Genomic DNA, 10,671 nt, shown 5'->3' with positions numbered 1-10,671 from the left:
ACTTCGAGGAGTTCAAAACCCAGAGCTGCATCGCCGCGGTCGCCGAGATGCGCACACCGATCGTCGGCGCGATCAACGGACCGACGTTCACCGGTGGTCTCGAGCTGGCGCTGGGTTGCGACTTCCTCATCGCCTCCGAGCGGGCCGTGTTCGCCGATACCCATGCCCGGGTCGGCATTCTGCCGGGCGGTGGGATGACCGCGAGGCTTCCGCAGCTGGTCGGGGTGGCGATGGCCCGGCGCATGTCCATGACTGGTGAGGTGGTCGACGCCGTCCGCGCCGAACGCATCGGGCTGGTCACGGAGGTCGTCTCACACGACCGGTTGTTGAGAAGGGCCGTCGAGCTGGCCACCAAGATCGCCGACGTGCCGAAGCCGACCATGCGTGGACTCAAGGAGATCTACGTGACGGGAGCCGCAGCCGTCGTCGACCCCGCACTGGCGGCCGAGGGCGCGATCGCCGGCGCTCAGGAGCACGATCTGGCCGGCCTGGAGCAGCGGCGCCTCGACGTCATCCGGAACAACAAGTCGCAGATCGCCGGCGCGGCCGATTTGAACCATCCGAACCCCTGAGTCGTGTCAAGATCGATCATCCGACGACCAAGGAGGTTCAATGCCTACCTTTCCCGCTCTGACCCACGTCGCGCTCACGGTCCGGGACCTGTCCGTCAGCGCACCCTGGTACCGCGAGCTCATCGGCGTTGACCCGGTGATCGACGAGGACACCGACGCCGGCTTCCGACACGTCGTGTACGCCCTGCCGGACGACACGCTGTTCGGCATTCATCAGCACACCCAGTCGGCACCCGACGGACCGTTCAGCGAGTTTCGCGTCGGCCTCGACCACGTGGCGTTCGCCTGCGGGTCCCGTGCAGAGCTGGAGAGCTGGGCGGCCCGCCTCGACGAACTGGGCATCGCCCACGGCGGGATCGTCGACGCGCCGTACGGCTCGGGCCTGAGCTTTCGCGACCCCGACGGCTCCGCTCTGGAGTTCTTCGCACCGCCGGCTTAGACGTCGACTGGTGGGTCGTCCTCCGAGCCGGCCATGAGGACGTTCCACGCCTCGCGTCGCTTGCGGTCCTGGACCTCCTTGCGCCACTGGGTCCCGCGGCGGCTGAACTCGCCTTCCGCGGCCGCCCCTGCGACCTCGGTGATCCGCCGACCGAGGATCAACGCCTCCCCGATCGTCATCGTGAGCAGGACCCCGGAGCGTTCACCGTCTGGCCTGCCCACCGGATCGACGACGATCCGGGCGGTCTCGGCCCGTCCGTCGGCGTCGTCCGTCCATGGCGGGGTGGAGTAGACCTCGGGCACCCCGTCCTCGTCGTTCAGGGTCAGCTGCACGTACATGGGCTCAACGTTATCTGCCGTGTCGGGCGTTTCGCCGCGGACGTTCTTCAGCCACGGTCCCCTACCTCCTCACGCCGTGACTGATGATGGCGGCGGTCTGCTCCACCCAGGTGTCGTCGAGCTCTCCGCCGGGATCGAGGAGCAGCCGCAGAAGGGTTGCGCCACCGATGATCTCGATGAGGCGCTCGGGGTCGACGTCGGCGTGGACCTCACCACGGGCGACGGCGCGCACCAGCCGCTCCCGAACGACGCCGAACAGGCCGACGAAACGGGCCATCACGCGGGCGTTGAGCTCGGCGTCGACGGCCATGTCGGCGATGAGTCCGGGTAGCGCGGCCCGCACCACCGGGCTGGTGAACACGTCGCGGGCGGCGGCGACCATGGCCCGCACGTCACCGACGATGTCGCCCTCGGGCGTCGTCAGCGCGGTGGGAGCCACGGGAAAGGCGGCTTCGTGAACGAGTTCGGCCTTACTCGACCATCGCCTGTACAGCGCCGTCTTCGTGGTGCCCGCGAGTTCGGCGACAGCGGCCATCGTGAGATTCGCATAACCGATTTGAGCGAGCAGATCCGCCGTCGCCTCCAATATGGCAACGTCGATACGCGGGTCGCGCGGGCGACCTGCGCCAGGGGTCTTGTCATCGGAACCCCGGTCTGCTTTCATAACGCTACTCACCGTATCGTAATTGCTCGAAAGGGTAAACCGTGACCAACGAACCGGCTGTCGAAGACGTCAGTCGCCTGCAGCACACCTCTCGCGACAACAGCACCCTGCCCTCGGTCATGTCGCAGTGGCTCTCCACCGTCATGCCTGGAGGAACGGCCCCCGAGGTGACCGTCGAGAGTGGCGTCGACTCCAACGGAATGTCCTCGGAGACCATCATTCTGACCGGGAAGTGGGAGCAGGACGGCCAGCCCAACGAGCAGAAGTGGGTGGCCCGCGTCGCCCCGAGCGCCGAGGACGTCCCGGTGTTCCCCACCTACCGGTTGGACCACCAGTTCGACGTCATCCGGCTCGTCGGCGAGCTGACCGACGTGCCGGTCCCCCGCGTCCGATGGATGGAGAACTCCGGAGACGTACTCGGCACCCCGTTCTTCCTGATGGACCACGTCGACGGCATCGTCCCACCCGACGTCATGCCGTACACGTTCGGCGGAAACTGGTTCGCCGACGCACCCGTCGAACGACAGCGCGAGCTGCAGGACTCCACCGTCGAGGTATTGGCGAAGCTGCACTCGATTCCCAACGCGGAGGCGACGTTCGGATTCCTCTCCGAGGTGGACCCTCCCGGCGACAGCCCATTGCGCCGTCACTTCGGCTGGCTCAAGGACTGGTACGAGTTCGCCGTCCCCGACATCGGCAGGTCGACTCTGGTCGAGGGTGCGCTGGCGTGGCTGGAGGACAACTTTCCCTCGGACGTCGCAGCGACCGAACCCGTGCTGACGTGGGGCGACTCCCGCATCGGCAACGTCCTCTACGAGGACTTCCGCCCCGTCGCCGTGCTGGACTGGGAGATGGCGACCGTGGGGCCGCGCGAACTCGACGTGGCGTGGATCATCTTCGCGCACATGGTCTTCCAGGAACTCGCCGGCCTGGCCGGACTGCCGGGCTTGCCCGACGTGATGCGCGAGGAGGACGTCCGCGGCACCTACCAGGGACTGACCGGCGCCACGCTCGGTGACCTGCGCTGGTTCTACGTGTACTCCGGCGTCATCTGGTGCTGTGTGTTCATGCGGACGGGCGCGCGACGGGTGCGGTTCGGTGAGATCGAGAAACCCGACGACGTTGAGTCGATGTTCTACCACGCGTCGCTGCTGCGACGGCTGATAGAGGAGGCCAACTGATGCTGGGCCCGATGGATGAGTATCCCGTTCACCAGATCCCGAAGCCCATCGCGTGGCCGGGGTCCTCGGACCGCAACTTCTACGACCGGTCCTACTACAACGCCCACGACCGCACCGGCGACGTCTTCCTGATCACCGGCATCGGCTACTACCCGAACCTGGGCGTCAAGGACGCCTTCGTGCTGGTCCGCCGCGGCGACGCCCAGACCGCGGTGCACCTGTCGGATTCCATCGACCAGGACCGGCTCAACCAACACGTCAACGGCTACCGCGTCGAGGTGCAAGAGCCCCTGCACCGGTTGCGGATCATCATGGACGAGACCGAGGGCATGGCCGTCGACCTGACGTGGAACGGGCTCTTCGACGTCGTGCAGGAACAGCCACACACCCTGCGTGCCGGCAACCGGGTCACGCTCGAAGCGCAGCGGTTCGCCCAACTGGGTTCGTGGAGTGGCCACATCGCCATCGACGGCGAACAGATCACGGTCGACCCCGAGGTCTGGATCGGCACCCGTGACCGGTCCTGGGGCATTCGACCAATCGGTGAGGCCGAACCCGCGGGGCGGCCTGCCGATCCGCCGTTCGAAGGCATGTGGTGGCTCTACGTGCCGATGGCCTTCGACGACTTCTCGATAGTCATCATCATCCAGGAGGAGCCCAACGGATTCCGCTCGCTGAACGACTGCACGCGCATCTGGAAGGACGGCCGCGTCGAGCAGCTCGGCTGGCCGCGAATCAAGATCCACTACAACTCGGGCACCCGAATCCCCAAGGGCGCCAGCATCGACGCGACCGCGCTCGACGGGTCCCCGGTGCACTTCGAAGTGGAATCCAAACTGCCGGTGCCGATTCACGTCGGCGGCGGGTACGGCGGCGACTCGGACTGGATCCACGGCGTGTGGAAGGGCGACAAGTTCACCGAACGCCTGACCTACGACATGACCGACCCGGCGATCATCGGGCGGGCCGGCTTCGGCGTCATCGACCACGTGGGGCGCGCGGTATGCACACCAGCCGACGGGACCCCGGTCGAGGGCTGGGGCCTGTTCGAGCACGGCGCGCTGGGTCGCCACGACCCATCGGGGTTCGCCGACTGGCTGACGGTGGCCGACTAGCCCAGAACGAAGGAAGGGGCGCCCGCTTGACGGGCGCCCCTTCTTCGCTGTCTGGGTCAGCGGCCGTTGCCGATGGTCGAAGTGACCGTGCCAACGGAAGCGTGCTGCTGGATGTCGCTGACCCACTGGTGGTGGTCGACGTCCGCGTTCGCGGGAGCGGCCAGGCCGAACACGGCGGCGGCGAAACCGGTGGCTGCCATGGTGGCGATGCTGGCGAATCCGAACTTCTTCATGATGATCCCTCTTCCTCTACTGCTTCTGATTTGGTCTCTGTCGGCCGGTAGGAGCTCTTCTCGGCCGGTCTGATAGGTCAAACCAGCAGGTCAGCGGTTTAATTCCAATGGCAGTGATTGATCGGCCACTGGCAGGAATCGACCGGTTCGTGGTGCGAATTCGGCGATCGAGGGCCCGCTGCGAGTGCCCTGCATCACAGCACGGCAAACGGATTGGCGGACCGCAGACGAACGACCGCCCTAGGCTGGGCAGGTGTCCCTCTTGCTCGGTCCCATCCTTCGCCATGTGGGTGAGACCACGGCGACGGTTTGGGTTCAGACCATTGATGCGGCCACCGTCGAGGTACTCGGCTGCTCCGCCGCCACCTTCGAAGTGCAGGGCTGCCACTACGCCCTGGTATCCGTCGAAGGGCTGACCCCGGACTCCACGACCGAATACCACGTCCACGTCGATGGTCAACGGGTCTGGCCCGAGCCGGACTCCCGGTTCCCGCCGAGTGTCATCAGGACGCGTGGGCCCGGCACCGCCGGGCGGCTGCGGGTCATCTTCGGGTCCTGTCGCTACCCGAAGACCGGTGACGAGAAGCTCGACGAGAAGCTCGGGCTCGATGCGCTCGACTGCTACGCGGGCAGGCTGACCACCACCCCGACCGAGGGGTGGCCGGACGCCTTGGTGCTGCTCGGTGACCAGGTGTACGCCGACGAGCTGACGCCGCAGGCACGCGAACATCTCGCAGGTCGTCGCACCGTCGGCAAGCGCCCGCCCGACGAAGTCGTCAGCTTCACGGAGTACGAGAGCCTCTACCGACATACCTGGGGCGACCCGGACATCCGCTGGATCCTCTCCACGCTGCCAACCGCGATGATCTTCGACGACCACGACATCAGGGACGACTGGAACACCTCGGCGGCGTGGCGCAGAGAGGTCAACGAGAAACCCTGGTGGCGCGATCGCATTCGAGCAGGGCTGGCGTCGTACTGGGTCTATCAACATCTGGGCAACCTCAGCCCCGACGAACTGATCAGCGACCCCGACTACCAGAACGTGTTGGCCGCCGACGGCGACTCCTGGCGGCATCTCGCCGAGCTGGCCGACCGCGCGGACGGTGAAGTCGACGGTGACAAGGGGCTACGGTTCAGCTACCGCTGGGATCTGGGGCGCAGCAGGCTGGTGATGATCGACTCGCGAAATGCGCGAATCCTCGATGGTGGCGACCGAAAGATGTTGGGCGACCGCGAGTTCAGCTGGTTGGAGGAGCAGGTCAACGACGGCATCGACCAGCTCGATCACCTACTGCTCGGCTCGTCCCTGCCGTGGTTGCTCCCTCCGGCGATCGGTGACCTGCAATCCGTCAACGAAATCGCGGCGTCGCGCCAGGGCAGACGAGGGCGGATCGCCGAAAAGGTGCGTCAGACAGCCGATTTCGAGCACTGGGCCGCGTTCTTGAAATCCTTCCTGCGGCTGAGCGACCTCATCGTCGCCGCGGCCTCCCGCGAGTCGGGTGGTCCGGCCACGATCTCGGTGTTGTCCGGCGACGTGCACCACAGCTATGCGGCCCGCGCAGCGCTCCCGGGTCCTGCGACGGCGCGGGTGCACCAGCTGGTGTGCTCACCGGTGCACAACTACGTTCCGATGTTCGTCAAACCGGTGTTCAGACTCGGATGGTCACGTCGGCTGGCCCGCGTCACCCGGCGCTACGCCCGTCGGAAGGGATCGCCGCCGCTGCCCATCACGTGGAGCAACCTCAGCGGTCCTCTGTTCGGCAACACGATCGCCACCCTCGTCGCGACGGGCCGTAGCGCCGAGGTCCTGTTCGAGCAGCCACGCGATACCGGCGAGCTGGCCGAAGTCGCCAGGATTTCGCTGACCGACTAACGACGAACGTGCGCAACGTGCCACACCGCCGCGGCGTGTCGCGTACAAACGCGCACGCTCGCGGGAGGTTAGCTCGCGGGAGGTTAGCTCGCGGGAGTTAGGCAGTCTGGGTCTGTGTCTGGGTCTGCGTCTGTCTGGCCGCGACGCGGCCGAAGACCATCGACTCCTCGATGCGGTCGAACCGGTGGTCGACGAGGTCCAGCACGTAGTTGTGCCGGACGTTCCACGGTCGATGAATACCCGACTTCGGCAAGGCATTCGGTGAACGCTGGATGTAGCCAGCCTGCAGGTCGAACGTCGGCTTCTCCTGCATCGGCCTGCCCCCCAGATGCGGGTACGCGTGCGTGTAACCGTGAGACTCCATGTAGGCCAACAACTTCGCGACTGCACGCGCCGTCATGTCGGCCCGCAACGTCCACGACGCATTGGTGTAGCCGATGCACCACGCCATGTTCGGGACGTCCTCGAGCAGGTACTCCTTGTAGACGAACCGTTCGGTTGGCTTGACGTCGGTACCGTCGATGCTCACGGAAATGCCGCCGAGCGCCTGAAGCTGCAGGCCGGTCGCCGTGACGATCAGGTCGGCATCGACACGACCACCGGACTTCAGCGCGATACCCGTGGCATCGAAGTGGTCGACGTGATCGGTCACCACCTCGACGCGGCCCTCGCTGATCTCGTTGTAGAGGTCGCCGCCCAAGATGACACACAAGCGCTGATCCCACGGCTTGTAGCGGGGCTTGAAGTGGGTGTCCACGTCGTAGCCGGCGGGTAGGTACCGCATCGCGGTCGTTCGAACCAGTCGCGTGAACGTCTTGGGCGCCTTGCGGGCGAATGCGTAGCTCAGCGTCGTGATGGCCGAGAACAGGAACCGCGCCAGCGCGTGGGTCACCCTGCGCGGCAGAACTCCTCGAACGGCGTGCAGAACCGGATTGATCCGCGACATGGACATCATGTAGGTGGGTGAGCGCTGCAGCATCGTGACGTGCGCCGCCTTCTCGGACAGCGACGGAATCATGCTGATCGCCGTGGCGCCGCTGCCGATGACGACGACGTTCTTACCGGCGTAGTCCAGCGAATCGGGCCAGAACTGCGGATGCACCACGTCGCCTGCGAAATCTTGGAGCCCTGGGAAGTCCGGCGAGTGGGGCTCGTCGTAGTTGTAGTACCCCGTGCCGAAGAACAGGAAGCGCCCACGGTAGGCCGCCTCGACACCACCCTGCTCGGCACGAACGGTCCAGGTGTCGGTTTCCGAGTCCCAGTCCGCAGACTTCACGTGGGTGTCGAACCGGATGTGATCGTCGATGCCGTGCTTGCTCGCGGTGTCGGTCAGGTACTCGCGGATGTCCGGACCGTCGGCCATGTTCTCGGGACGCGTCCACGGTTCATAGGCGTAGCTCAGCGTGAAGATGTCGCTGTCGGACCGGATACCGGGGTACCGAAACAGGTCCCACGTGCCACCGATGCGCCCGCGCCTCTCCAAGATCGTGTAGCTGAGCTTCGGGTTCTTCTCGTGGATGCGGTAGGCCGCTCCGATGCCCGAGATGCCCGCCCCGATGATCAGCACGTCCGAGTACTCGGGCATGTTGGGATCTGCCTGGCCGCCCATGGAGAACCTCCTCTGGTCCCGCTCCGTACCGCCCACGATAGGACGTCAACCCTGCAGCGCGTCGACGATCTGAGCCAATGAGTCCACCCGCATGGGTGCGGGTTGGTAGACGCACACCTGGTCGCTGACGCCGTCGACCCGGTCGCGGATGTGGGTGGCGATCTCCTTGGGCGTGCCGCACGCCGCGATGGTGTGCAGAACGTCGTCGTCGATGAGCCCGCCCATCTCCTGCCAGCGACCCTGCTTGGACAGCGCGTGGAGTTCCGGCTGCAGGTCCCCCCAGCCGTGCGCCTCGAGCACCGGGCGGTACGCCGGCGTCGACCCGTAGAACGCGAGGAGTTGACGGGTGGACGCGTGGGTGGGGTCCTCGTCGCTGATCGAGACGATGATCTCGGGGACCACCGCGAATTCGTCGCGAGTGCGGCCCGAGGCGGTCAGACCGTCGGCAACCTTCGCCATGGTGACGTCGTGCAGGAAGCGCTTCGAGCCGAACGGCATCACGAGCAGTCCGTCGGCGACCTCGGCGACCGCCCGGGTGAGCCTCGGGCCAAGCGCACCGACGTAGATCGGCGGCGGCCCGTGGGGGATGTCCTTCGGCGTGAAGTTCGGGGTCATCAGGGTGTGCCGGTAGAACTCACCGTGGAAGGTCAGCCGCTCGCCGGTGGTCCACGAGGCGAAGATCGCGCGCATCGCGCCGATCAGCTCGGTCATCCTGGCGACGGGTTTGTCGAAGTCGGCGCCGAACCGCTTCTCGATCTGGGTGCGGATCTGGGTGCCGAGGCCGAGGATGAACCGCCCGTCGGCGAGCAGTTGGTGATCGATCGCCTGATGCGCGAGGTGAATCGGATTGCGCGGGAAGGCGATCGCAACGTTGGTCATGAGGTCGAGCCCGCCGACGGTCGAGGCGAGCGTCAACGGCGCGAACACGTCGTGGGGACCCTCGAAGGTGAACACCCCGGTGGCGCCCGCCTCGCGCAACGCGTGCGCCCGTTCGATCGCATCCGTCGGCCCGAACAGCGCTGTCATGACCTTCACGCGTGAGAGCCTAGTCAAATGACCATCCCAGTCGGCCCCGACGTCGTGGTCGTGGGCGCCGGGTTCGCCGGACTGACCGCCGCGCGCAGTCTGACCGGACTCGGTTACGACGTCGTCGTGCTCGAAGGCCGTGACCGCGTCGGCGGCCGGTCCTACACGACCACCGTCGCGGGCATCCCGGTAGACCTCGGCGGCACGTTCGTCGGGCCGACGCAGACCGAGGTGCTCAAGCTGGCCGCCGAGCTCGGCTGCCCGACGGTGCCCACCTACAACCGTGGCAAGAACCTGATTCGCTGGCGCGGCCGGGTCCGGTCCTATCGAAGCACCATCCCGAAGCTGTCCATCCTTGAGCTGCTTGATGTTTCGCGCATCCAGTGGCGGTTCGAGCGGCTCAGCAGACAGATCTCGCTGAGCGAGCCGTGGACGGCCCCGATCGCCGACCGGCTGGACCAGCAGACGATGGAACGCTGGCTGCGATCGGTGCACGCGGGTAAGAGCACCAGAGATCTGATGGCCATCATGGCGCGGGTCACGTGGGGCTGCGAGCCCGACGAGGTGTCGATGTTGCACGCCGTGCGTTACATCAAGGCCGCAGGCGGAATCGGCCCCATGCTCGACGTCGAGGGCGGCGCCCAGCAGGACCGCTTTCCCGCGGGCACTCAGCAGATCGCGGTGCGGATGGCCGAGGACCTCGGCGATCGCGTGCAGATCGACCAGGTGGTCGAACGCATCGAACGCGTTGCCGACGGCGTTGTCGTGCACACGACCGTCGGCAGGCGTGAGGCACGCGCCGTCGTCGTCGCCGTCCCACCCGAGCACCGCGGGTCGATCACCTTCGAGCCAGGACTGCCCGACGGGTACGCCGAACTCGCGGCGCATTGGCCACAGGGCAATCTCAGCAAGGCCTACGCCGCCTACGCGACGCCGTTCTGGCGTGCCGAAGGGCAATCGGGCGAGGCACTCTCCGACGAGGGGCCCGTGTTCATCACGTTCGACGTCAGCCCCGGCGACTCGAGATCCGACGAAGGCCCCGGCATCCTGCTCGGGTTCGCCGACTCACGGAAGTTCGACTTGCTCGAACCCGGTGAGCGGCGCGCACGCGTGCTGGAATGCTTCGCGACCCTGTTCGGCGATGACGCCCGGCATCCCATCGACTACGTCGACCACCGTTGGAGCGCAGAGCAGTTCGCCCCGGGCGGTCCGACTGCGGCGGTACCCACCGGGTCCTGGACCACCTACGGGCACCTGTTACGACGACCGGTGGACGGCATCTTCTGGGCAGGAACCGAGACCGCCGACCAATGGACGGGCTTCCTCGACGGCGCGGTCCGGTCGGGGCAACGCGCGGCGGGCGAGGTTGCCGCCTACCTCACCCCTACGAGCTGATCCGCCGCTTCTCCCGCACCGACTCGGCCAAGGCACGCAGCTCCCGATTCACCTCGTCGGGCTGTTCCAGGATGGCGCAGTGACCGCAGGCCATCTCGACGAAGGACACCACGTTCGGCGCGTCGGCGGCGATCCGGCGGGATGCGCCGATGGGCAGCAGGCGGTCGTAGCGGCTGCCGATGACGAGTGTCGGCACGGTCAGGTTCCGCAGCGAGATGTGCTT

At 66.6% G+C, this 10,671-nt stretch carries 12 protein-coding genes; 6 read left to right on the top strand and 6 right to left on the bottom strand.

Annotated elements, in window-relative coordinates; genetic code table 11:
* Together ACRDUX_RS08480 and ACRDUX_RS08475 are read left to right on the top strand one after the other, a co-directional pair.
* The coding region (locus ACRDUX_RS08480) for an enoyl-CoA hydratase/isomerase family protein (protein ID WP_526412864.1) at window positions 1–572 on the top strand (572 nt) is incomplete at its 5' end.
* A 40-nt stretch (window positions 573–612) separates the two neighbouring features.
* Entirely contained in the window at window positions 613–1,011 is a 399-nt protein-coding gene (locus tag ACRDUX_RS08475; RefSeq protein ID WP_526412862.1) for a VOC family protein, read from the top strand.
* Here the strand turns inward: ACRDUX_RS08475 and ACRDUX_RS08470 are convergent.
* Window positions 1,008–1,349, bottom strand: coding sequence for a hypothetical protein (locus ACRDUX_RS08470; RefSeq protein ID WP_526412860.1), 342 nt, complete (start codon window positions 1,347–1,349; stop codon window positions 1,008–1,010). The genes ACRDUX_RS08475 and ACRDUX_RS08470 overlap by 4 nt on opposite strands.
* Window positions 1,350–1,410: 61 nt before the next feature.
* Window positions 1,411–2,013 (bottom strand): TetR/AcrR family transcriptional regulator C-terminal ligand-binding domain-containing protein, encoded by a 603-nt coding sequence (locus tag ACRDUX_RS08465; protein WP_526412858.1) that lies wholly within the window; start codon window positions 2,011–2,013, stop codon window positions 1,411–1,413.
* 41 nt (window positions 2,014–2,054) lie between these two features.
* Between ACRDUX_RS08465 and ACRDUX_RS08460 the strand changes: the two genes are divergently transcribed.
* Together ACRDUX_RS08460 and ACRDUX_RS08455 are read left to right on the top strand one after the other, a co-directional pair.
* A complete protein-coding gene (locus tag ACRDUX_RS08460; protein ID WP_526412856.1) occupies window positions 2,055–3,194 on the top strand; it encodes a phosphotransferase family protein in 1,140 nt (379 codons plus the stop codon).
* Entirely contained in the window at window positions 3,194–4,309 is a 1,116-nt protein-coding gene (locus tag ACRDUX_RS08455) for an Rv3169 family protein (RefSeq protein WP_526412855.1), read from the top strand. The genes ACRDUX_RS08460 and ACRDUX_RS08455 overlap by 1 nt, the downstream gene beginning before the upstream one ends.
* A 56-nt stretch (window positions 4,310–4,365) precedes the next feature.
* On the opposite strand, the gene ACRDUX_RS08450 is transcribed toward ACRDUX_RS08455, so the two are convergent.
* Window positions 4,366–4,542, bottom strand: a complete 177-nt coding sequence (locus ACRDUX_RS08450) for a hypothetical protein (RefSeq protein ID WP_526412853.1) — start codon at window positions 4,540–4,542, stop codon at window positions 4,366–4,368.
* 253 nt (window positions 4,543–4,795) lie between these two features.
* On the opposite strand from ACRDUX_RS08450, the gene ACRDUX_RS08445 reads away from it, so the two are divergent.
* A complete protein-coding gene (locus tag ACRDUX_RS08445) occupies window positions 4,796–6,418 on the top strand; it encodes an alkaline phosphatase D family protein (protein WP_526412851.1) in 1,623 nt (540 codons plus the stop codon).
* A gap of 97 nt (window positions 6,419–6,515) precedes the next feature.
* On the opposite strand, the gene ACRDUX_RS08440 is transcribed toward ACRDUX_RS08445, so the two are convergent.
* Together ACRDUX_RS08440 and ACRDUX_RS08435 are read right to left on the bottom strand one after the other, a co-directional pair.
* Window positions 6,516–8,027, bottom strand: a complete 1,512-nt coding sequence (locus ACRDUX_RS08440) for a flavin-containing monooxygenase (protein ID WP_526412849.1) — start codon at window positions 8,025–8,027, stop codon at window positions 6,516–6,518.
* Window positions 8,028–8,072: 45 nt separating this feature from the next.
* On the bottom strand, window positions 8,073–9,053 hold the full coding sequence (locus tag ACRDUX_RS08435; RefSeq protein WP_526412866.1) for a TIGR03617 family F420-dependent LLM class oxidoreductase: 981 nt from the start codon (window positions 9,051–9,053) through the stop codon (window positions 8,073–8,075).
* Window positions 9,054–9,080: 27 nt separating this feature from the next.
* On the opposite strand from ACRDUX_RS08435, the gene ACRDUX_RS08430 reads away from it, so the two are divergent.
* A complete protein-coding gene (locus ACRDUX_RS08430) occupies window positions 9,081–10,448 on the top strand; it encodes a flavin monoamine oxidase family protein (protein WP_526412847.1) in 1,368 nt (455 codons plus the stop codon).
* Here ACRDUX_RS08430 and ACRDUX_RS08425 read toward each other — a convergent pair.
* On the bottom strand, window positions 10,438–10,671 hold a 234-nt coding region (locus ACRDUX_RS08425; protein ID WP_526412845.1), incomplete at its 5' end, for an alpha/beta fold hydrolase. The genes ACRDUX_RS08430 and ACRDUX_RS08425 overlap by 11 nt on opposite strands.

This window comes from Mycobacterium sp. (genome assembly GCF_050701675.1).
Classification (GTDB): Bacteria; Actinomycetota; Actinomycetes; order Mycobacteriales; family Mycobacteriaceae; genus Mycobacterium.
This window is presented reverse-complemented; position numbering and strand designations above follow the sequence as displayed.